Origin of the sequence: Halovivax gelatinilyticus (assembly GCF_024300625.1) — an archaeon.
GTDB lineage: Archaea > Halobacteriota > Halobacteria > Halobacteriales > Natrialbaceae > Halovivax > Halovivax gelatinilyticus.
Map to the genome: position 1 here is coordinate 2,980,517 of NZ_CP101322.1, position 21,111 is coordinate 3,001,627.

Consider the following 21,111-nt stretch of genomic DNA (forward strand, 5'->3'; position numbering starts at 1 on the left):
CGTCCTAGTACTGAGTATGCTCCAGGTCCGCGGCCTGACGGGAGGGACCGAGCTCTCGGGAACGATCTACGAGCGCGGTGAGGAGGCACCGACGTTCAGCGGCGCGCCGGATCAGGACTCCGCGTACGTTTGGATCTGCGACGAGTTCTACGAGGTAGAAAGCGGCGGCTCCGAACTCGAACTCGCCGACCGCGTGCTGAACGTCGCCTTCGAATCGCCGCTACCGCGCGGATTCGACACGAAAGAGCAGGCGCTCGCGGCGGCGAAAGAACACGTCAGAACGCAGTTCGTCCGCATCGGCGTCGACGGAGACGCCGTCGAGATCACGGTCGAGAGCGGCGACGAACCGCAGGTGTCGGCGTAATCGAGCGCTGCCCGGTCGACTCGACGTACAAGAGCGCTCCGGTCGCTCACAGCAGACGCCCCGGGGAAGAGCCTTTTTGCCCTGGTCGGCGTACTCGGCCTATGTGTACGCGACGTACTTCGGGTTCGGTGAGCGGGATCGATACGAGCGTCTCGATCGACCGTCTCGGAGTCCTCTCGGAACCGCGTCGCGTCGCGACGCTCGCCGCCCTTGCGTCGTATAACGAGCCGGTCTCCGTAGAGGCACTCGCCAGGCGGGTGGCAGGAGATGAACGAGGAAAGTCCGATGGAGAGGTGTCCGACGACGAGCAGCGCCAGGTTCACGTCTCGCTCGTCCACAACCACCTCCCGAAACTGGCGGCCCACGCGCTCGTCGAGTGGGACGAAGCGGCCGGAACCGTCGCACTTGCACGCAGCGTGTCGGCAACCCGGTTACGACGCTTCGTCGGCGGCCCGCCGACCGTCGCGGCGGCTCGGATGCGCAGGGTGCTTTCGCTTCCTCGTCGGCGACTCGTTCTCGCCATCGTAGACGAGCACGGAACGCCGATGACCGTCGACGAACTCACCCGCCTCGTCGCGTCCGTCGAAACCGCATCGAGTCCGGGCGAGTTGTCCGCACACGCCGTCGACCGCGTCGGGATCTCGCTCGAGCACTCTCACCTTCCGGCGCTATCGGCTGCCGGCGTTCTCGTGTACGACGAGGCGGCGAAAACGGTCGACCGCCCCGACGATCTCGATTGATTCGTCGATCGGTGGCTGTCGACGTCGGTGGACGATTTCCGACGGAAGCCACCGAACTCCTCCCGATTCGTCAGACGGACGTCTGCCGAGAGGGGAAACGTGTTTTAGGACGGCGCTAAACTGTGTCGGTATGACGGACCTTGGGGACTTCGAGAACTTCTCGGACGCCGACGCGGTCGACGACGAGTCGGATCCGTCGGCGTCCGCGTCACCGTCCGCAGACGAGTCCCGATCGGATGCGGTGGATGCCGGCGAACCGTCGTCGGCTACCGAGCGCGCCGAGTCGTCGACCGATCGCTTCGACCGACCGACGATCGAACCGCTCGGCACAGACGAGGGAATCGGCGCGCTCTGTGTCTCGAACGGGCTGCGCGTCGCCGAGGATGGCGACGACACCGCGCTGTCGGCCTACGTCACGCGGGGGAATCGATCGTCCGTTCGCATCGGAAGTTACCTGATCGCTCCCTATCCGGACGGCGAACTGCTCTTCTGTCGGATCACCGGTCTCGAGTACGCACAGCAGTACTACGCGGACGACGCGACGGAGATTCACGCCCGACGGGCGATGCGAGCTGACGGAATCGACGAGGCGGATTACAAGTTCATCGCGTCGCTCGAACCGGTCGCCGTTCTCTACGAGGACGGTGCTGAACTCAAACGGCGGATGACCGACCGGGTTCCAAAACCGCAGACGACGCTCGCCAGGGCGAGCGATCCGACGCAGATTAAGACCGGGTTGAAGATGCCGGAAGACGGTATCTTCCTCGGCCATCTTTCGGTCGGTGGCGAGAAGGTTCACACCGCGGCCTCCCCGCCGACGATCGATTATCGGATAAACGACGATTACGAGGCGGGCGATCCGCTCGTCTTCAGGCACACGCTGGTCGCCGGCGGGACCGGCTCGGGGAAGACCCACGCCGCGAAGAACGTCTTGCGACAGTTTCTCGCCGACGACCGACGCTACCCCATGGGCGACGGGCGGACCGTCACGCCTGCGGTCGTCCAGTTCGATCCGCAGGACGAGTACGCCCAGATGCACGACGACGGCGACTACGACGACGAGTTCGCCGCGCGGCTCGATCGCGAGGGAATCGCCCACGGCGGCCACGACGATACCGTCGCGTTCGTCCCGACGATCGGCACGGCTTCCTACGCCGCAGATCACCACGGGGCCGAACAGGTCCCGTTTACGATCCCGTTCTCGATGGTGCACGACAACCCGTGGCTCGTCGCCGGAAGCGGGCTCAACGACAATCAGTACGGGGCGCTCGTGAGCGTGTTACTACCGCGATTCAAACGCCAGTACGGTCGGGACTCCTCGTACGACGAGTTCGTCGACTTCCTCTCAGATCGAGCGCTCCGCGAGGAGCTAGACGAGAGCGGTCTCGTCCACGAGGCGACGTTCGACGCCGTCGGCCGGCGGGTGCGCGGGTTCGGACACGTGTTCGACCAGGACGCGCGACCGATCACCGACCTCGTTCACGAGTTCGTCAAACCCGGTCGGCTCTCGGTCGTGCCGACCTATCACGTCAACGACTCGCGCGCGACGGAGGCCGTCGTGCTGGCCCTCTCGAGTCTGCTCATCGACGAGAAACTCTCGAACGATCCAACCTACGACCGAATCGACGAAACGCCGCTGCTACTCGGGATGGACGAGGCGCACAACTTCCTGACCGATGCGGACTCGGTGCAGGCGGGGAAAGTTATCTCGAAGTTCACGGAGGCGGCGAAACAGGGTCGGAAAGAGCGTCTCGGGCTGTTTCTCGTCACGCAGGACCCGCAGGACATCGACGACGCCGTCTTCAAGCAGATCAACACCACGATCGTCCTCAACCTGGGCGACGAGGACGCGATCAAGAGCGTCAACATCCCGCGCTCACTCGAATCGAAGGTTCCATACATGGAACAGGGGCAAATGGTCGTTTACTCGCCGGACAACTCGGAACCCGTCGAACTGATCGGCCTCTCGAACTGTCTGACCCGACACGGGCGGGGTGAGTAACGTGGACGACTGTGGCTGCGTCAGGTGCGACGTCGAACTCTCCGAGGAACTGCTCGCCGAACTCGATACCTACTGTCGGGACGAATACCTTCACCGGGAAGCGGCGGTGACCGAACTGCTAGACGACTGGTTGGCCCAGCGGACGGCCGAATCGTGATCGGCGACAGACGATCGAATCGCTTCCGACTGTGGATCGACGTTCGAACCGAGCGGCCGATTCTGGCCGATTCCATTCGGGTGCCGTCGGATCCGAACTGACAAAGTCGTCGACCGTGAACGGGAGGTATGAAGAACGTACCGGAGGTCGCCGTCTGCAGACTCGGTCACCGCCCCGGACGCGACGACCGGATGACGACGCACGTCGGGCTAACGGCGCGCGCTCTCGGTGCCGATCGAGTGATCTTTCCGGAGAACGCGACCGACGCCGAGCGGACGGTTCGGGACATCACCGATCGATTCGGCGGTCCGTTCGACGTCGAGCGGACGGATTCGCCCCGGGGCGTCATCAGGTCATGGGAGGGGCTGATCGTACACCTGACGATGTACGGCGAACCGATCCAGACTGTCGAAACCGAGGTTCGCAGCGGACTGTACGATCAGCGGGAACCGATTCTGATCGTCGTCGGCTCCGAGAAGGTCCCGTTCGAGGTGTACGAAGAAGCAGACTGGAACGTCGGCGTCACGAATCAGCCACACTCGGAAGTCGCCGGATTGGCGGTCTTTCTCGACCGACTGTTCGAGGGGGACGAACTCGACCGACCATGGAAAGACGCGACGCGTCGGGTGGTGCCAAAGAAGACTGGAAAGGAGGTCGTCACCGTTGACGAGTCCTCATCTGACTAGTCCGGAACCTGATCGACGACCCTTCGAACCGGATTGAGTCTGGTGAGCGAACCGCTCGTCCGGTACTGGTGGGTTTTGATGCGTTGAAATAGGTCTCGCTCACGACCACCGGCGAACGTTCTCGCCGATGTGTCTACGGATCGGGTACGAAATACGTGCGATGTGGCGATTCTGTGGCGCTCCTATCCCTAGACTCCGTCGTCGTCATCATCGTCATCGCCTACGTCATCGTCGTCCATGTCGTCGTCATCGTCGTCCATGTCGTCGTCATCGTCGTCCATGCCGTCGTCATCGTCGTCCATGTCGTCGTCATCGTCGTCCATGCCGTCGTCATCGTCGTCCATGTCGTCGTCATCGTCGTCCATGTCGTCGTCATCATCGTCCATGCCGTCGTCCATGTCGTCGTCGCCTACGTCGTCGTCTGGTTCGGCCGGATCGTCTGCCGGGTCGTCATCGATCGGGTCGTCGTCCGGCCCTTCGTCGCCACAGCCGGCGATCAGGACGGCGCTGATCGTCGCGCCAGCAGCGGTCAGGTACTGTCGACGGTCGAGTGGATGGTTTTCATCCATGGACGGCGGTAATCCGAGGTCATAAATGGATTCCGACCCGTCCGATGCAGGCAATTTATGTCGGTTTCGGGCCGATTCACCCGCTGATTGACGACCAATACGTGCCGATCGAACCAACTCCGTCCTCAAAAGACTTAATTGTGTCATCGGACTACCAACGGTCAATGGCTTTTGAGGACCTGCTCGAGGACCCCGTAATTCAGAAGTACTTACACGAGTTGGTCGGTCCGAAGGGGATGCCCGTCGCGGCGGCACCTCCAGACGGTGAAGTGACCGACGAAGAACTCGCAGAGACACTCGACCTCGAGTTGAACGACGTCCGTCGCTCGCTCTTTATCCTCTACGAAAACGATCTCGCGAGCTACCGACGGCTTCGTGACGAGGATTCGGGCTGGTTGACCTACCTCTGGACCTTCGAGTACGAAAACATTCCCGAGAATCTAGAATCGGAACTGGAGCGTCTCTACGACGCGCTCGATTCCCGACGTGAGTACGAACGGACACACGAGTTTTACCTGTGTGAAATCTGTTCGATCCGATTCGAGTTCGGCGAGGCGATGGATTTCGGCTTCGAGTGTCCCGAGTGTGGGACGCCGATGGACGCGATGGACAACGACCGGCTCGTCTCGGCGATGGACGACCGCCTCGACGAACTGCAGGACGAACTCAACATCGACATCGAGGCCTAATGGTCGTCCTCGCTACCAAAGTGTACGTCGACGGCGACGCGCGCGAACGGGCGTTGAAATCGCTCGATTCGCTCGTCGATAACGAACTCGCCGACCTCGACGTCACCTTCGATGTGGGCATCCGACACGACGACTTTCCGAGCGTGACGATCGAGGGCGAGGACGCCGTCGTCGCGAGAAACGTTCTTCGGGCCGAGTGGGGAGAGATTCTACCCGAACTCGAACCCGGTACCGTGGCTGTCGGCACGCTCGAATCCTGGGACGACGACGGCTTCGTCCTCGACGCCGGGAGAGACGTCCGAATCCCGGCGGCCGAACTCGGTCTCGGTCCCGGAACGCCGACCCAGATACGCGAACGGTTCGGCCTCGTCCAGCACCTTCCGATGCAGTTCGTATACGGTGACGACGAGCCGAACCGACTGGCTGACGACGAGCGAGACCGGCTCTACGAGTGGACTCGGGGTAACGGCCGGCTCAACGTAAACAGCGCGACTCGCGGGGAGGTGAGAGCGACGTTGAACCGCGCCGGACACGCACAGGACTACGTGACCGTAGAGCGCCTTGGACTGTTAGAACAGAGCGTTATCTGCACCGAAGACACCGACCCGCCCGGCCTCCTCTCGAGTATCGGTTCGTACCTGCGGGCGGAGCTTCGCTGCGTCGTCCCCTAGCATGGTTTCCGGTGGGTCCCGTCGTCTCTGGTTCGCCGTCCTGGCGGTCGCCCTGCTGGTCGGCTTTGCGGGGTGTGCGATGATCTTCGGCGGAATTTCGGACGAGGAACTCGATCGCGAGCAGGAGTACGACGACCTGCGCGAACGCAACGCAACCGTCTCGATCGACGTCGAAGACGGCGGGTTCGTCACCAGCGGCGAATTCCGCGCCGTCTACGAACTCGAAGAGACGGACGAACTCGAACTGTATCGCAGTTCGTTCTACCGTGATCAAGCGATCGACATCCACAGCGTTCGGTTCTGGTACGAAAACGGGACGGTGGTGACGGGATCCGATCTCGACGTCGATCAGGGTCGATCGAGCACTGATATCGTCCTCCCTGCCGAGAACGGGACGCTCGCATTTTCCGGTGACGCCGGTCGCACGACGTTCTCGCTCCCGGCGTTCGTCGAGGGATCGTACGACGTCACCCTCCCAGACGGACACCGATCGTCGATGTTCCTGTTCGGCAGCGTGAGTCCGAGCGGCTACGATAGAGACGTCGTCGACGACAGAGAGCGACTCACCTGGGGCGAGGTCGATAGCACGGTCTCGATCAGGTACTACCACAGCCGGGACGTTCCGATATTCTTCGGTCTGGTCTCCATCACGCTGACCGTCGGGGCAATCGCGTTGACGTACACCTACCGACAGGTGAAACGAGTCGAACGAAAGCGCGAGGAGATCGGTATCGATGTCGACGTTGAAGACGACGATCGCCGACCGCCGCCCGGTCTACAATGAACGGTGACAGTTCGGGTCGAGGGGACACTACGGGCATCGTCGTAGCCGTACTCGACTCGTATTGAGACCGGTCGATCACACTGGAACTAGCAATGCGCAGTCGCCCGAACGAGTGGCCCTACCGATCGAACAGGGGGCACAGTTTTAACGATGCGCTGTAATACATCGATTATCACATGTCTTCGGATCTTCCTGATGGGTTTTTAGGATCGGGTGGCGATCGGGAGGACGACGCGTCCGAGCGAGCGGCCGACGACGAAACGTATCATCGCGTTACCGTCATCGAGATCGGTGATCACCGACTCGCGATTCCAGTCGGATCCATTCTGGCGATTCTCGACCCGCCGACGACGTACACTCGAATTCCACGGACGCCCCCGGCGATCACCGGCGTAACGGACATACGCGGCCAGATTACCGTACTCGTCGACCCGCACGTTCACTTTCCAGACAGCGGCGGCTCGTCGTCGAATCAATCGTTGCTCGTTCTGGATCGGCCCGACCAACCGGCCGCGATCGACGTAGACGCCGTTCACGGCGTCGAGGTCGTTCCGGAAGATGCCCTCGTCGACGCCGATGGGTACGACGCCGAAGAGATCGCTGGAACGGCGCTCGCCCACCCGCTCATCGTCGGCGCCGTCCAGATCGAACGGACCAAACGCGATTCGATCGTCGATGCCTATGCCGCCGAACCCACCGACGCTGTGGAAGGCCATACTGAGCGATCTGGGCTGACTGAGCTACTCACCGAACAGAGTGAGGAGATCGATCAGGACGGGGTCCGTGTATCTGAATTCTCACTCGAGGATGAAGCCGAACCGGACGATGCGTTCGGCGCTGGGGAAGATTCGGTCGAGATCGAGGTGATTCCGTTACTCGACATCGATCGACTCCTCCTCGCATCTGGGCCACTCGGAGAAATTGACACCGACCGAGAGTCCGCAGACGAGCCGGGCGATGGGGCCGAATCGGACGTGGAGTCTGCTCCGGACGCCCTTAGCACCGAATCCGCCGATCCGGCGATCGAAAGCAAATCCGGTAGCTCCGAACCTGTCGAATCCGAATCGGACGATGATACCGAGTCGGCTGATGCCGATCGTACCGAGAACGGAGGGCCACCGGAGACCGGTGAGGCGATCGTCGACGAATCGACAATCGACGGCGAATCGACCGCCGATGGGCCGTCGAAATCGCCCGACCTGGACGTAAGCAATGTGTCGGCCGGATACGGGGCGGATGGAGACAGTCACTCGGAAGTCGACGAGATGTCTGGTGACGAACCGGTTGATGTTTACTCAGACTACACGGGTGCTATTACGGGTGCCAGCGGCAGTGACGTCGATCCGTTGAACGAGATCGAGCCTAGCGACGGCGAGTCCGGACATGAAGTCGAGCCTGACGATGACGACTCAGTTGGTGAGGCCGAGCCGGATAACGAACTCGGTAGCGACACGGGAACGGATACTGACGAGCCGGATTCCGTATAGGAAACAATCGCTGTCTGTCGAATCATTGCACGATACTGCGTCCGAAACCGCTATTCTTCGCCGGATCCGGTTATGTTGACACTGAAACGGGTCGCCTGCACGAAAGTGGGGCTGTGAGGGTTCGCGTTTCGTCTGTTATCACGATTGATAATCGAGAGACAGCATTTATGGTCGTCGTATTTCTATCGAGTGTTGGTGTACAACTAAATGTCGCAAGGGGTGCTTATCGTCGACGACTCCCATTTTATGCGAAATCTCCTTCGCCAGATTCTGGAATCGGATTACCGAATCGTTGGTGAGGCGTCGAACGGAGCCGAGGCGGTCAAACTGTACAAGGAAGAATCCCCCGACATCGTCATGATGGACATCGTGATGCCGAAATGTAACGGCATCAAGGCGACGGCCGCGATCAAGAAACTTGATCCGACCTCGCGGGTCATCATGTGCACGAGCGTCGGTCAGCGTGAAAAGATGAAACTCGCGGTCAAGGCCGGTGCCGACGGCTACGTAACGAAGCCGTTCGAAGAACCGAGCGTCCGTAAAGCACTGGCCGACGTCGTTGCTGCATGACGCGAGTACTGGTCGTCGACGATTCTCGGTTCGTCCGAACCGTCGTCGGGGACGCCCTGTCCGGTGAGGGATACGACGTCGAAACGGCACCCGATGGTGAAACCGCACTCGAGTCGCTCTCCTCGTTCGACCCCGACGTCGTCACGATGGACATCGACCTTCCGGGTTTGGATGGTCTAGAGACGATCGAGCGGATAATGTCGACGAATCCGACTCCTATCGTCGTTGTGAGTGTCTACGCCGGTACCGATGCCGAGGAGTCGGTCGACGCACTCTCTCGGGGAGCGATGGACGTCATCGAGAAACCGGACGGTTCGAACGGTCGGTCGCTCACCGATCTCACGAACGAACTCGTCGAAACCGTCGCGGAATTGGCCGACGCGACGCTGTCATCGCTCGCCCTCGCTCGAACGTCGGCTAGCGCAAATCGAACGCGGTCAAGAGAGTGGACGACGGATCGGGAGAGGTCCGATCGTCGATCCGCCGAAGCGGGTTCGCCAGACCCGAATTCATCGGACACGGCCACTACGTCCATCGACGATCCCGCATTCGAACCACGTAACAACGAACGAACTGCTCGATCGGTACCCGACCCACTGGTTCCGACTCGGGTTACGATCGATGGGACGGTTACCGAGAACCCGCTGATCGTCATCGGCGCCTCAACCGGCGGTCCGAAACTCATCGAATACGTTCTCGCCTCGTTACCCCGGGCACTCGATGCACGGGTAATCGTCGTCCAGCACATGCCACCGGAGTTTACGTCCCGGTTCGCAGAGCGTCTGGACGAAGCGTCCGAATACGCCGTTGCGGAGGCAGCATCAGGAACGTGGCTCTCCGCCGGGGACGCCGTCGTCGCACAGGGTGGATCACACCTCGTCGTAGCGGAGTGGAACGACGGAGACCTACGCCTCGAGTGTCGGGATGGGGACCGAGTGCACGGTGTGCGTCCCTCGATCGACGTAACGATGGAGTCCGTTGCGTCCACCTGTGGGGGCGAACTGATCGGCGTCGTTCTCACCGGGATGGGTCGAGACGGCGTCCGCGGTATCGAAGCGATCAGCGATGCCGGGGGAACGACGTTCGCACAGGACGAACGTACCTGTCCGGTATTTGGCATCCCTCGGCGGACGATCGAAGCCGGCGTGGTCGACGAGGTAGTTCCGATCGACCGACTCCCGAAGCGGCTCGCGGAGACGCTAACCATCCCTGTGAGCGAACGGTCCGGAGGTGTCGAGACAAATGGATGAGTACCGACGCGAATTCGTCGAAGAAGGCGATGAAGCGATCACCGAACTGAACACGCAGTTGCTCGAACTCGAACAATCACCCGATGATAGCGCCGTTATCGACGATATTTTCAGAACGGCACATACGCTGAAAGGGAACGCGGGTGCGATGGGTCTCGATCGGATCAGCGATCTCGCACACGTACTCGAGGACGTTTTAGACGAAATCAAAGCGGGATCCGTACCGGTCTCCCCGTCGCTGATGGATACGATTTTCGATGCGGTGGACGCGCTCGAATCGATGATCGACGAGGTAGCGACCGACGGCCGAATCGAGACGGATCCGAGCCCGGTGATATCATCGCTCAGAACCCACCTCCCGGATGGTACGGCGGAGTTTTCACCCCCTTCCGACGAGGAAATCGACGAGATACTAACGCGCGCAAACGATCCAACTGATACCGATCACGACGTATTTCTCGTCCGTCTGTCGATCACCCCGTCGGGCGAGTTGAACAACGGCCTCGTCGTCGTCGAGGCGTTGATCGACGCGTTCGACCTTCTCGGGACCGTTCCGTCGAAACAGGCGATCGAGAAGGACGAACACGGCGATCGGATCGATGCGGTATTTTCGTCCGCCGTCGGTGAGTCGTCGATCGAGGCCGCCTTGCAACCGGTCGAGGCAGTCGCGGCGTTCCACATCGTTTCGGTCGGTGACCGATTCGACGTGACGGAACCGGTCGAACCTTCCGAGTCGGTCGAGGACGATCTAACCACCGTCGATCTGTCGTCTGAAGAGGCGAACGAGATGTCCGTCGACGAGCTGTTAGACGAGTTTACGGAACTCGACGACATCGACGCACTCGCCGACGAAATCGAAGACGCGAGCGAGTTCGACGATATCGCCGATGCCGGATCGTTCGACGAACTCTTCGACGAACCAACCGAAGCGGACGCTGAACCAGCCGAATCGGACGGTGAAGCGTCCGAACCCGACACGTCTGCTTCGGACGACGATGTCGACGATGCGAGTGCCGTGTTCGCCGAGCTACAAAACGAGGTGGAGATGGTCGGGTTCGACGAACTCCAGGAGGAACTGGACGAACTCGAATTCGACGAATTCGACGAAGACGAGATCGGAATGGACGAATTGCTCGGCGACGACGTAGACGTAGACGATCCGGCGTTCCTCGATATCGAAGCGGACTCTCCGATCGACGAAGCGGATCTCTCGCCCGAGAAAGCGGAGCCGACAGTCGCGGACGCGGACTCGCCTCCCACCGAGGCGACCGACGACGAGGTTTCACTCGATGTCGAGGGCGACAGCCTTGGTTCTGACGTGGAACCTGACCCGTCGGCGGCTGTCGAACCGGATTCGGAGCCGATTTCGGCGAGTGATGAGTCGGACGAGTCGGACCCGGATGGATGGGAACCCGAATTCGACTCGGTAGAAGCTGACTCGGTGGACGCCGAAGCACCCTCGGACCCGAGCGACGAGTCGGCTCTTCCGGCCGACGAAGCAGCGGCCTCTGACGCGGGTGACAGCGAACCGGAGTGGGTCGTCAGTGCGCGGTCCGGTCGAACGACAGACGATACTGCCAACGCATCAGCCGATGACCCGGCCGACGACACGTCTGATAGCTCCGATGAACCCGTCCAGGATGTTGCGTCCGCCGGTGAAGCGGCTCCCTCGGAATTCGCCGATGCGCTATTCGGAAGTGAGGCGGAACCCGATGATCCGTCCGGCGAAGAGGGCGACGATCCGGACCGCACGGACGAGCCGTCTGAATCTCCTGCAGTATCTGACGACGATGGAGACCAATCGACCGAAGTCGACGATATCGAAATCGAATTCGACGAAGAGAGCGACGATCCGGCTTCGCCGGTCGAACCGGTCGACGATATCGCCGATGAACTGGACGACACCGAACGTGCTGTCGAACGCGATGATGCGGTAGCTCGTTCGGAAGTGGACGAAACTGAACCGCCGGCCACCGTGGATCTCGATGAACAACAGCCAGTCTCGAGCGGTGTAGCCGAAACGGAATCGCCCGACGCACCCGAAACCGAGACGGACCACGATCTAGACGACGAGTGGACGGAGATGGACGACGACGGAGTCTTCGAGGCGGACGTCTTCGATCCGGAGTTCGTCCCTGAGCCTGACGAGTTCGCCGACGAGTCGTTCGATTCCGGAGTGACCGATGACGAGTCCTTCGATGCTGGTGTGACCGATGACGAGTCCTTCGATACCGATGTAGCCGACGAAGGGTTTCTCGATGCCGGTGTAACCGATGACGAATCGTTCGACGAGGACGACTTCGCCGCACTCGACGACGTCGCGTTCGATCCGTCGGACGACGATGATCTCGACGGGGAGGTAATCGATCCAGATCCGACATCGGAGGCGTGGGATGTGGCGTTCGACGACACCGATGACGGTTTCGGCGGTGAGCAAACGGCAGGATCGGCAGATTTCGAAGACGACGACCGATTCGCCGTCGACGAATTCGACGATCCATCGGTCGACGAGTCGTTCGTCGAGTTCGACGAGGAAACGTCGTCGTTCGGAGCGGACGAACGCGATGGTGACGAGGCCGATAGCAGCGAGACGGGTGACCCAGTTCTCGACAACGTCGCCGAGATGGTCGTTCCGGATCTCAACGTTCCGGATCCGGCCGAATTCGAGACCGAATCGGAGATAGAGACGGGTTCACAGTCCATCAGAGTCGATCGGGAATCGGTTGACTCGCTCTTGCAGCTGGTCGAAGGGCTCGTCACGTCCCGTGTCCGGCTTCGGTCTGCGGTCACCGACCAGGATCCGTACGAGACCCTCGAGCGGGAACTCGACGATCTTGAGGACATAACATCCGAACTCCAGGAGACGGTCATGGACGTCCGACTCGTCCCACTCAAAACGGTGACCAACCGCCTACCGCGCGTCGTCCGAGACCTGGCTCGGGAACAGGACAAACAGATCTCGTTCGAACGTGAGAACGACGACGTCGAACTCGATCGAAGCATTCTCGATCGAATCGGAGATCCCCTCATCCACCTCGTCAGAAATGCGGTCGATCACGGAATCGAACCGACCGATTCCCGGGAGGAGGCCGGTAAACCTCCGGAGGGGACGATTACGCTTCGGGCGGACCGATCGCGCGACCGGGTGACTATCGAGGTAACAGACGATGGCAGTGGCCTCGAGGCCGATCGCATCCGAGACGAAGCGCTCGAAGCCGGGGTCCTAGACGAAGACGAGGTCGACGAACTGGACGATGGCTCGATCTACGATCTGGTCTTCCATCCCGGACTCTCGACGGCTGACGAGGTCACCGACGTGAGCGGCCGAGGGGTCGGGATGGACGTCGTCAGGCGAACAATCGAGACGTTGAACGGGACCGTTTCGGTCGAGAGCGAGCCGGGCGAGGGAACCACGGTTACGATGACGCTCCCGGTCAGCGTCGCGATCGACGACGTCCTTTTCGTCGAGACCGCCGGTGAGCAGTTTGGCATTCCGGTAGACGTCGTTCAGGACGTCGCCGACGGCCGGTTCGTCGCCGAATCGGATGACGGTCTCGTGTTAGACGACGGCGGCGAACCGATGCCTGTCGTCGAACTCGCTGAGGCGATGGAAACGTCGATGCCGTCGGCCGACAGGGATGGAATGGTCGTGCGAGTTCGAGACGATGTCCGATCGGTCGCGTTACAGTGTGACCTGGTCCACGGTCGGCGTGAGGTCGTCGTGAAGCCCTTCGATGGGTTCATGCGAGACGTCCCCGGTGTCAGCGGAGCGACGGTCAGGGGTCGGGGTGAAGTAGTGACCATCCTAGACGTAGCAACAATATAATCATGAACACAACGAGAGACGAAGAGAGGATCATCGAATCATGACGCTGAAAGTAGACATTCGAAAGTTAAGTTTCATCAACGAGATGGCGAAGGTTGGAACGAACGGAGTCGCGGATAACCTGAGTAAACTCACCGGACAGGACGCCCGGATGGAGGTAACGAAGACTAACTTCATCGACGTCCAGGATATCAAATCCCAGCTCGATGGTGGCAAGCGTGTCGGCGTTCGCGTGCGCCTCCTTGACGAGCCACACGGCCACATCCTTATTCTCTTTCCAGAAGCGAGTGCGAAGAAGATCACCGCACTCATGCTCAGAGACGTCGTCGACGACATGGAAAACGTCTCCGGGAAGATGGCCAGAAGCGCCGTCGAGGAGATGGGCAACATGATGGCTTCTGGGTTCATCGACGGCTGGGCTGACGTTCTCGGTCGGGCAATCGACACGGCTGCTCCGCAGCTCGTCTACGCACCCGCCGGCGACATCGTCGTCAGGACCGCTGGACTCGGCGGGGAGGATCTAGCGCTTTTTTTCGACTCGAACCTCACGGTGCCGAGTTACCAGATCGAAGCCGAGATCTACGCGTTTCCCGACCTCGAAGAGTTCGTTGAGATGGTCAACGAAATCGAACCACAGACCGCATGAGACTCGACGTAAACGCCCTCGGAACGTTCTATCGGATGGCGAGAGAGGGCGCCGGTCTCGCCGCGGGGCGGCTAACCCAGATGACCGACGTCGAGACGCAAGTGGGCGTGACGAAGCTCAACTTCATGCGCGGGACCGAGATCAGACACGATTTCGAAGACGGTTCGGAGAAAGTCGGCATTCGGGTCGAGCTCTCGGGTGGGATTGACGGGCATTCGATCGTCGTCTTCGATCGCGACAGTGCTCGAACGGTACTCAACGCGTTACTCCCGGATCAGACGACAGACGAGTTCGACGAGTTGAGTCGATCCGCGGCGACGGAGGTCGGTCAGATTATGAACAACGGCTTTATCGACGGCTGGGCCGACGTCCTGGAAACCGTCATCGACGTATCCACGCCCGAATTTATCGAAGGGGAGAGTGCCGATCCGTTCTTTGGGGATCTGGAGACGGCGCCCGACGCGGACGATCTCGCACTCGTCTTTCAGAGTCACATCGAGGCCGTCGGGACCGAAACCGGGTTTCGTCACTACCTCTTTCCCGAGCACGACTCGATGGCGACGCTCTTAGAACGGTTGCGAACGAGCGAGGGAATCGAGTACGATAAACTCGAAGGGTTCGATCGGATGGCAGAACAGGGTGCACAGGAGGTAGCCAGGACCGCGACGACGCTGACCGGGATCGAAACCACGGTCGAGATTCGCCGGCTCAACTTCGTTTCGCTAGAAGCGATTCCTGAAGAGGTTGCAAACGACCGTCTGGTTGGGGTGGCGTTCGAGTTCGACGGAATGCCGAGTGGCTACCTCTTGTTCCTGTTCGACGAGACGTCGGCGACCGAAATCATCGATGCGATGGTACCGATGGATACCGGGACGTCGGAACCAGGTGAGTTCGACGAGATGGGACGCAGCGCCATCAAGGAACTCGGTAATATCATGGCGAGTGGGTTTCTCGACGGGTGGGCGAACGTCCTCGATACGACGATCGACCATTCGACGCCCGAGTTCGTTCACGATATCGGTGCTGCCGCGGTCGACCCGGTAATCATCCATCTCGGCGAACAACAAGATTACGCGTTCGTCTTCGATACGAAGGTCGTCGCCGATGGTCGCGAATTCGATTGCGAAGTGTATGCGATTCCGGACGAAGACGATCTGGAACGCGCCCTCAACGCTCTCGACGTCGACAAGATCGACGAGACGCCGACGACGGCAGAATTTGGAGAACTAGAAGGAACATGAAGACGTACGGAACTGAACCAGGAGTGCCAGACCCCGTCCAGGTAGGTATCTCCGAACTCGCCGTCAGCGAGGGTGAGAACACGTTGAAATCCTACGGTCTCGGGTCGTGTCTGGCGATCGCGCTATACGATCCGGATACTGGAATCGGGGGGCTCGCTCACACGATGTTACCGGACGGCGACCAGGCAGAAAACAGCGATATCAAACCGGGTAAATACGCCGATACGGCGATTCGTGCGTTGCTTCGGCGAATGGTGGAGCGGGGCGCGACCTACACGGACGTCGAGGCGAAAATTGCCGGCGGAAGCGATATGTTTGAATTCGAAAGCTTCGGCGACGGCGTCGGAAAGCGCAACGCCGACGCCGCTCGTGCGGAACTCGAGAAACTCGGCGTACCACTCGTTTCTGAGGACGTCGGTGGAAATCACGGCAGGACAGTGGAGTTTACACCGGGAACTGGAACGCTCGTCATCAAGAGCGGTAACGGAGAAAACGGAGTGAGCGAGTTGTGAGCGACGATGCGTTCGCGTCGATTCTCTCGTACGTCGAATCCAATCTCGGCTTCGCGACGAGCCACTACAACGATAGTTACCTCGATCGGCGAATCTCGTCTCGTATTCGTCGAACCGGTTGTGACGGATACGCCGAGTACGACGAGCTAATTAGAGAGGACGCCGAGGAACAGACGGCGCTACTCGATTCGCTTTCGATCAACGTAACCGGGTTCTTTCGCAACCCAGACGTCTGGGACGGCATTCGTGATGTCCTTGCGATCCTATCGCGTTCGAACGATTCCGTTCACGTCTGGTCAGCGGCTTGTGCGGACGGCAGAGAGGCGTACTCACTCTCAATGCTCGCCCACGCCGACCCCGAGATCGACGAGTCGAAACTGTACGTTCTCGGAACCGATATCAGTGAACCGGCGCTCGAAACCGCTCGAAGCGGTGTGTATCAACAATCGCGAACGACGGACATCAGCGATCAACTCTCGTATCTAGACGCGTTCGATCGATACGTCGAGTGTCGTGGAAAAGACACGTTCGAAGTTCGAGCTCCCGTCCGTGAGAACGTCACCTTCGAACGACACGACCTCATCAACGACGAGCCGAAGTCGGGATTCGATCTGGTCATCTGTCGGAATCTGTTTATCTACATCGATCCGGCGTACAAGGGATCGATGCTGGAGACGATCGGTAAGTCGCTCAGGCAGGAGGGATTCCTGGTGATCGGAAAGGCGGAGACGATTCCGCCACAATTGAAATCGTCGTTTTCGATCCACGACGGACGGTTACGTATCTACCGATTCGAACCCACAGAGCAGTCACAGCTCAACCTCAGATGACCGAATCCTTCGGAATCTGAACGCGGGTCGTTCAGTCTGTGTGTTGTACCGACGCGATTGGCCGATCCTGACCAGTCGACCACATGGTACATAGTTGCGCGTGACGAATTTTCCGTAATGAGTATGGACGCGCTGGAGCACTGTGTCGAACGACTCGATGCGGTTTTCGCGACGAATCCACCCCGATCAGCCGCAGAACGGCGAGACTGGGTGGTTCGTCCTCTCCTCTCAGCGCTCGGTTGGTCCGCCGAGTCGGTGGACAGACCGTCTTCGATCGAGTCAACTGACGTAGAGGCGTTCGTCCTGTCGGTCGACGTTGACGGATCGACACCTGCGGTAGCCGTCTTCGTCGATGCCGACGGCCTCACGACCGACGAAGTGGGTAACATCCTCTCGGAGATGGCCCTCGATCGAGCCATCGCATTCAAGCGTGGGGAGATCGCGACGTTTACGGGAACGGACGGGACGCCCGCTGCGATCGTCCCGATCGAAGAACTCTCCGACCGGCCGACAGTCCTCGAACCGTTTTCCCGCCAGGAAATCCGTTCACACATCGCCTCGCTCGATCCGAGTGACCTCGTCGCCAGACGCCTCGTTGTGTCACGCGACGCGTTGATCGAGACGTTGACGGACGAATTCGCCGATGCGATCGATCTCGAGCCGAACGAATGCGCCCCTCTCGTCGAGACCATCCTCGACGAACTCGTCACGAAGACCGATCAATCAGCCGGCCTCCCCTCCGGGAGTTCGGGCACGAAGGGGGACGCGGATCTGATGTTCGATCAACCCCCGAATGAAACGCGTCGAGACGGATCAGCGGACGCTCCCGACGACCGATCGGGGGATGGGCACGGATCGCCGGCGACGGACTCCGTATCGGAAATTCCCGATTCCAACTCGCCGACTGAAGACCAGGAGGGCGAGTTCGTCGTTCGCGTGTTCAACGACCGCGGCAAGATTGGGGCCGTCGGTCACTCGACGTCCGCCGGCGCGCTCTCCGAAGCGACGGCGTACCTCTTCGAACGCGGACTCTCCGGCGTTAGGCTTCCCTGGCCGGACGACGGCGAGACGTACGTATTGAACGACGAACCCGTCGACCCGGACGGATCGCGGTGGAGCGCCTACGAGCGGCTGTCGAACGGAACCTACCTTAAAACAAGCGGGACGATCGAGAACCGAGCCGAGCGACTAGAGGCGCTCGCGTCGCGAGCCGGACTCAGGGCGATGCTCACCGGGGACTGGAGCAATCAGTCGTAACTGATGTCGACCGAGGTTATCCTGACGACGGCGTGTTCTTGGTCGCATTCATTCTTGTCTTTGAGTCCGAGCGATTCGAGTGATCGTTCCCACGCCTGGGTATATTCCGAGTCACCCAATTCGATAGTGACATTGCTTCCCTGATAGACGCTCGTCCCAATCTTGTTCGCCGTCACCTCCTGGCTCCCGTGAGCCATGAGCGACCGCTCGTCACCGTCGACGACGACCAGCGAGACGACCGCGACGCCGTCGACACACCTCATCGGCGGGTCGCGAACCGTGATCTCCCCGCTCGGCGTGACCTTCACGACGGCTCCACCCTGGTAGGCGACGGTCGTTCCCTCGTACTCGTAGGTGAACGCCCCGATACCATCGTGGTCGTAGTTACTCAGGTGGTCGTCGAGTACGTCTGTATCAGAGCCGTCTTTAGTTACGTTAATATGTTTAATTGAACCATCGGATTCGACCTGGATGGTCCCTTCTCTGAGATTCAACTCCCCGGAGCGTTCGAGAACGCCGTCGTTGCGAACGATGTCGTTGAAGTTCTCCGCGAGCGCGTCCATCGCGAAGTCGGCGTTGTTTTGCTGTTCTGACTGCTGGAAGTCGCCCATCGCCTGGAAGCCGGTCATGTAGAGCACGCCCACCGAGGCGATGATGAGGCCGAAGACGATGACGAAGCCGACGACTTCGCTCACCCCGCGGTCGGTCGATCGGCCATCGCTCCGAATCATGGCTGATCCTCCAGCGTAATCCCGTCGTCCCAGACGACCTGGATCGGTCCGCCGGTAACGCTCGAGTTTTCTCGTACGTCTACGTGATCTGCGATCGGGACGGCGACGTTTACGTCCTCACCGTGGGAGGTGAGAACGAGACACTCGCTGGTTTCGACCAGTGGATACTCATCGATATCGCAACCGGAGTCTCGCAACTCCACGGTGTACTGCGATCCCGACGCGAAGCGCTGGTGGTCCGTTCTGATCGTCGCGCTCTCGCTATTTTCGGAAGCCATCCGATCCATGCCGGAAATCTCACCGGCGAGGCGCTCCCCGATGGTTTCGAGTGTCGCCTCGGCCGATTGTTCTCGCTGAGTGTCGAGCATGCTGCCCGCGCCGATCAACAGCCCGGAGATGAGCACCGCCGTAATTCCGACCGTCAGGACGTGCGTGATGGCGATCGAGACCGCACGGTCGTCACGTCCAAACTTCAAGGTGTCTCACCCAGCGCATCGCCCAGTGTGGCACTGACTGTTATCGTGTTCTCGATGGAGAGGCTATTTGAGGTGTAATGGTACGTGACTGCAACCTCGAGATCTTCATTAATGGTTGGTGAGTCAGTGAGCATGCTCGCTTCGGCTTCGACGTGGATGGCCTTCCCCTGCGCCCGCGTCAGAGTGTACTGATCTTCGACGTATTCTTCAATCTTGGTTTCCCAACTTACGTTGTTAGTTTCATTAGAATGCTCAATTAAGCCTTCAACTCCGGCTTCCAGTTCGGCTTCGGTGATCCGTACGTCCTCTGCGCTCTCGCCTGCGTCGCCTGTATTCACCGTCTCCGTGTACTGAACCCCGTTGAAGATGACGACCACGCCGAGGAGGATGAACGCGATCGTGATCGCGCCGATGAGGACGAGCTGGCCGCGCTCGGTCCTCTCGTCACCCGGAGCGTTCGCGATCACCATACGGTCACCCGCACTTCGACGATGTTGTACACTTCGGAGTCGTCGGCTTGCTCCATCGGCGGAATGGGATAGTCGTATTGATCGTGTGCCACTTCGAGGGTGACGGTCTCATCGCTTTCTTCGGGGCCATTCGATCCGGACACGGTCAGATTCTGCGATTCGTACAGCGTAACCGTGAAACTCGCAGAGACGGCTCCCTGTCCTCTGGCACCACCCATTCGGACGGCGTCGGTCGTCGATCGATTATTCTCGTCCTCCCAGTAGATGTACTCGACGTTGTACGAATTCCCTCCGTGTTCGAAAAAGTGCGTATTCAGTACGTATCCGAAGTCGCTCACGTTCGCATACGCCGAGTTGTTGTAGACGAAGTCTGCGTCCTCACCGAACGTCGCGTCGATCCACTCTTCGCTTTCGTTGTCGTAGTACCGAACCAGCTTCGAGAGGTCGTCACTCGCCGCTCCGGTCATCACGACGTCTTTGACCTCCTGTTCGGCCTGTGCCTGTACACCGCGATCTACCGCGCCACCCGTCGTCGGCGTGATCACGACGGCCTGCAGCGCGAACAACACTGCCGTCAGGAGAACGATCGCCGCGACAAACCCTTCGAGCGTAAACGCCTGGCCACGCTCGTCGGTCGTTGGACTTCGATCTCTCATGCTACCACACCCTCACGGTCAGTACACAGACGGGATCACATTCGCTTTGTTCGGTCGTCACGATTCGCGTTGCACTGGCACCGATCTCTCCGTCGTACAGATGCCCACTTGCATTTACGTACTCTGCAGAGTCGTCACCATACTCGTCTAGCTCCACAATGGTCACGTTCACGCGATCGAACGCGCGATCACTCGAACTGCGCAATCCCAGGACTTCGATGAGGTCGTCCCCATCCTCATCGTAGTACTCATCGAATTCCTCGAGGTCTAGCTCGTTTGGCGTGTCAGTCGAAGCGTTATCGACGATCGTCGCGGCGATTCGATCGGCCTGCGCCGTCTGTGCGCCGCCCGCGTCGGCAAACGGCGTGATGATCGTCGGGACGAACGCGAAGATGAACGCCACCGCGAGTATGAACAGACCGATCCCGACGGCGAAATCCTGAACCGTCTGTCCGCGGTCGTCCCCCATCGGCTTCTGTCGTGGTTCGTACGTCATG

The 21,111-nt window shown here is 60.2% G+C and carries 23 protein-coding genes; 17 read left to right on the plus strand and 6 right to left on the minus strand.

Translation table 11 applies throughout. The features are described from left to right. Positions 1-16 precede the first annotated feature (16 nt). The 5 genes from NKH31_RS14170 to NKH31_RS14190 all read left to right on the plus strand — a co-directional run bounded on the left by NKH31_RS14170 (position 17) and on the right by NKH31_RS14190 (position 3,949). On the plus strand, positions 17-364 hold the full coding sequence (locus tag NKH31_RS14170) for a DUF7113 family protein (RefSeq protein ID WP_254862444.1): 348 nt from the start codon (positions 17-19) through the stop codon (positions 362-364). A gap of 128 nt (positions 365-492) precedes the next feature. Then, positions 493-1,104 carry a DUF7344 domain-containing protein gene (locus tag NKH31_RS14175; protein ID WP_254862445.1) on the plus strand — a complete coding sequence of 204 codons (612 nt, stop codon included), beginning with the start codon at positions 493-495 and terminating at the stop codon, positions 1,102-1,104. A gap of 130 nt (positions 1,105-1,234) precedes the next feature. Next, positions 1,235-3,106 (plus strand): ATP-binding protein, encoded by a 1,872-nt coding sequence (locus NKH31_RS14180; protein ID WP_254862446.1) that lies wholly within the window; start codon positions 1,235-1,237, stop codon positions 3,104-3,106. A gap of 1 nt (position 3,107) precedes the next feature. Beyond that, a complete protein-coding gene (locus NKH31_RS14185) occupies positions 3,108-3,263 on the plus strand; it encodes a hypothetical protein (protein ID WP_254862447.1) in 156 nt (51 codons plus the stop codon). 128 nt (positions 3,264-3,391) lie between these two features. Then, on the plus strand, positions 3,392-3,949 hold the full coding sequence (locus NKH31_RS14190; protein ID WP_254862448.1) for a tRNA (cytidine(56)-2'-O)-methyltransferase: 558 nt from the start codon (positions 3,392-3,394) through the stop codon (positions 3,947-3,949). A 188-nt stretch (positions 3,950-4,137) separates the two neighbouring features. Here NKH31_RS14190 and NKH31_RS14195 read toward each other — a convergent pair whose 3' ends face one another. After that, a complete protein-coding gene (locus NKH31_RS14195; RefSeq protein WP_254862449.1) occupies positions 4,138-4,518 on the minus strand; it encodes a hypothetical protein in 381 nt (126 codons plus the stop codon). Between the two features lie 164 nt (positions 4,519-4,682). Here NKH31_RS14195 and NKH31_RS14200 point away from each other — a divergent pair, with 164 nt between their 5' ends. From NKH31_RS14200 to NKH31_RS14255, 12 genes are all read left to right on the plus strand, one after another. After that, positions 4,683-5,207 carry a transcription factor gene (locus NKH31_RS14200; RefSeq protein ID WP_254862450.1) on the plus strand — a complete coding sequence of 175 codons (525 nt, stop codon included), beginning with the start codon at positions 4,683-4,685 and terminating at the stop codon, positions 5,205-5,207. Then, complete coding sequence (locus tag NKH31_RS14205) at positions 5,207-5,878, plus strand: DUF2110 family protein (RefSeq protein ID WP_254862451.1); 672 nt, start codon at positions 5,207-5,209, stop codon at positions 5,876-5,878. Before NKH31_RS14200 ends, NKH31_RS14205 begins: the two co-directional genes overlap by 1 nt. Before the next feature lies 1 nt (position 5,879). After that, complete coding sequence (locus tag NKH31_RS14210) at positions 5,880-6,662, plus strand: DUF5803 family protein (RefSeq protein ID WP_254862452.1); 783 nt, start codon at positions 5,880-5,882, stop codon at positions 6,660-6,662. A 176-nt stretch (positions 6,663-6,838) separates the two neighbouring features. Beyond that, complete coding sequence (locus tag NKH31_RS14215) at positions 6,839-8,149, plus strand: chemotaxis protein CheW (RefSeq protein ID WP_254862453.1); 1,311 nt, start codon at positions 6,839-6,841, stop codon at positions 8,147-8,149. 207 nt (positions 8,150-8,356) lie between these two features. Beyond that, positions 8,357-8,719 carry a response regulator gene (locus NKH31_RS14220; protein ID WP_254862454.1) on the plus strand — a complete coding sequence of 121 codons (363 nt, stop codon included), beginning with the start codon at positions 8,357-8,359 and terminating at the stop codon, positions 8,717-8,719. Then, complete coding sequence (gene cheB, locus NKH31_RS14225) at positions 8,716-9,969, plus strand: chemotaxis-specific protein-glutamate methyltransferase CheB (RefSeq protein ID WP_254862455.1); 1,254 nt, start codon at positions 8,716-8,718, stop codon at positions 9,967-9,969. The genes NKH31_RS14220 and cheB overlap by 4 nt, the downstream gene beginning before the upstream one ends. Beyond that, on the plus strand, positions 9,962-13,795 hold the full coding sequence (locus tag NKH31_RS14230; protein ID WP_254862456.1) for an ATP-binding protein: 3,834 nt from the start codon (positions 9,962-9,964) through the stop codon (positions 13,793-13,795). Before cheB ends, NKH31_RS14230 begins: the two co-directional genes overlap by 8 nt. 40 nt (positions 13,796-13,835) lie before the next feature. Continuing rightward, on the plus strand, positions 13,836-14,441 hold the full coding sequence (locus NKH31_RS14235; RefSeq protein ID WP_254862457.1) for a chemotaxis protein CheC: 606 nt from the start codon (positions 13,836-13,838) through the stop codon (positions 14,439-14,441). Continuing rightward, on the plus strand, positions 14,438-15,682 hold the full coding sequence (locus NKH31_RS14240; protein WP_254862458.1) for a chemotaxis protein CheC: 1,245 nt from the start codon (positions 14,438-14,440) through the stop codon (positions 15,680-15,682). Before NKH31_RS14235 ends, NKH31_RS14240 begins: the two co-directional genes overlap by 4 nt. Next, a complete protein-coding gene (locus tag NKH31_RS14245; RefSeq protein ID WP_254862459.1) occupies positions 15,679-16,194 on the plus strand; it encodes a chemotaxis protein CheD in 516 nt (171 codons plus the stop codon). Before NKH31_RS14240 ends, NKH31_RS14245 begins: the two co-directional genes overlap by 4 nt. Beyond that, positions 16,191-17,024 (plus strand): CheR family methyltransferase, encoded by an 834-nt coding sequence (locus tag NKH31_RS14250; RefSeq protein ID WP_254862460.1) that lies wholly within the window; start codon positions 16,191-16,193, stop codon positions 17,022-17,024. The genes NKH31_RS14245 and NKH31_RS14250 overlap by 4 nt, the downstream gene beginning before the upstream one ends. Positions 17,025-17,147: 123 nt before the next feature. Beyond that, positions 17,148-18,281: a hypothetical protein gene (locus NKH31_RS14255; RefSeq protein WP_254862461.1), complete on the plus strand. Its 1,134-nt coding sequence runs from the start codon at positions 17,148-17,150 to the stop codon at positions 18,279-18,281. Here NKH31_RS14255 and NKH31_RS14260 read toward each other — a convergent pair. Genes NKH31_RS14260 through NKH31_RS14280 form a run of 5 tightly spaced genes read right to left on the minus strand, consistent with a single transcriptional unit; the run spans position 18,272 to position 21,110 of the window. Beyond that, positions 18,272-19,012, minus strand: a complete 741-nt coding sequence (locus tag NKH31_RS14260; RefSeq protein WP_254862462.1) for a DUF7289 family protein — start codon at positions 19,010-19,012, stop codon at positions 18,272-18,274. The genes NKH31_RS14255 and NKH31_RS14260 overlap by 10 nt on opposite strands. Continuing rightward, entirely contained in the window at positions 19,009-19,488 is a 480-nt protein-coding gene (locus tag NKH31_RS14265; protein WP_254862463.1) for a DUF7266 family protein, read from the minus strand. The genes NKH31_RS14260 and NKH31_RS14265 overlap by 4 nt, the downstream gene beginning before the upstream one ends. Beyond that, positions 19,485-19,958, minus strand: coding sequence for a DUF7261 family protein (locus NKH31_RS14270; RefSeq protein ID WP_254862464.1), 474 nt, complete (start codon positions 19,956-19,958; stop codon positions 19,485-19,487). Before NKH31_RS14270 ends, NKH31_RS14265 begins: the two co-directional genes overlap by 4 nt. Next, the gene (locus NKH31_RS14275) at positions 19,952-20,614 is read right to left on the minus strand and encodes a DUF7288 family protein (protein WP_254862465.1); all 663 of its coding nucleotides are present in this window, start codon (positions 20,612-20,614) and stop codon (positions 19,952-19,954) included. The genes NKH31_RS14270 and NKH31_RS14275 overlap by 7 nt, the downstream gene beginning before the upstream one ends. 1 nt (position 20,615) lies before the next feature. Beyond that, a complete protein-coding gene (locus NKH31_RS14280; protein ID WP_254862466.1) occupies positions 20,616-21,110 on the minus strand; it encodes a DUF7287 family protein in 495 nt (164 codons plus the stop codon). Position 21,111 lies beyond the last annotated feature (1 nt).

Bases quoted from the DNA above. Each gene is read 5' to 3' on its own strand.
- NKH31_RS14245 (WP_254862459.1), top strand. From the start codon at position 15,679: ATGAAGACGTACGGAACTGAACCAGGAGTGCCAGACCCCGTCCAGGTA.
- NKH31_RS14210 (WP_254862452.1), top strand. From the start codon at position 5,880: ATGGTTTCCGGTGGGTCCCGTCGTCTCTGGTTCGCCGTCCTGGCGGTC.
- cheB (WP_254862455.1), top strand. From the start codon at position 8,716: ATGACGCGAGTACTGGTCGTCGACGATTCTCGGTTCGTCCGAACCGTC.
- NKH31_RS14215 (WP_254862453.1), top strand. From the start codon at position 6,839: ATGTCTTCGGATCTTCCTGATGGGTTTTTAGGATCGGGTGGCGATCGG.
- NKH31_RS14200 (WP_254862450.1), top strand. From the start codon at position 4,683: ATGGCTTTTGAGGACCTGCTCGAGGACCCCGTAATTCAGAAGTACTTA.
- NKH31_RS14170 (WP_254862444.1), top strand. From the start codon at position 17: ATGCTCCAGGTCCGCGGCCTGACGGGAGGGACCGAGCTCTCGGGAACG.
- NKH31_RS14270 (WP_254862464.1), bottom strand. From the start codon at position 19,958: ATGGTGATCGCGAACGCTCCGGGTGACGAGAGGACCGAGCGCGGCCAG.
- NKH31_RS14235 (WP_254862457.1), top strand. From the start codon at position 13,836: ATGACGCTGAAAGTAGACATTCGAAAGTTAAGTTTCATCAACGAGATG.
- NKH31_RS14275 (WP_254862465.1), bottom strand. From the start codon at position 20,614: ATGAGAGATCGAAGTCCAACGACCGACGAGCGTGGCCAGGCGTTTACG.
- NKH31_RS14180 (WP_254862446.1), top strand. From the start codon at position 1,235: ATGACGGACCTTGGGGACTTCGAGAACTTCTCGGACGCCGACGCGGTC.
- NKH31_RS14230 (WP_254862456.1), top strand. From the start codon at position 9,962: ATGGATGAGTACCGACGCGAATTCGTCGAAGAAGGCGATGAAGCGATC.
- NKH31_RS14280 (WP_254862466.1), bottom strand. From the start codon at position 21,110: ATGACGTACGAACCACGACAGAAGCCGATGGGGGACGACCGCGGACAG.
- NKH31_RS14205 (WP_254862451.1), top strand. From the start codon at position 5,207: ATGGTCGTCCTCGCTACCAAAGTGTACGTCGACGGCGACGCGCGCGAA.
- NKH31_RS14255 (WP_254862461.1), top strand. From the start codon at position 17,148: ATGGACGCGCTGGAGCACTGTGTCGAACGACTCGATGCGGTTTTCGCG.
- NKH31_RS14190 (WP_254862448.1), top strand. From the start codon at position 3,392: ATGAAGAACGTACCGGAGGTCGCCGTCTGCAGACTCGGTCACCGCCCC.
- NKH31_RS14195 (WP_254862449.1), bottom strand. From the start codon at position 4,518: ATGGATGAAAACCATCCACTCGACCGTCGACAGTACCTGACCGCTGCT.
- NKH31_RS14220 (WP_254862454.1), top strand. From the start codon at position 8,357: ATGTCGCAAGGGGTGCTTATCGTCGACGACTCCCATTTTATGCGAAAT.
- NKH31_RS14260 (WP_254862462.1), bottom strand. From the start codon at position 19,012: ATGATTCGGAGCGATGGCCGATCGACCGACCGCGGGGTGAGCGAAGTC.
- NKH31_RS14240 (WP_254862458.1), top strand. From the start codon at position 14,438: ATGAGACTCGACGTAAACGCCCTCGGAACGTTCTATCGGATGGCGAGA.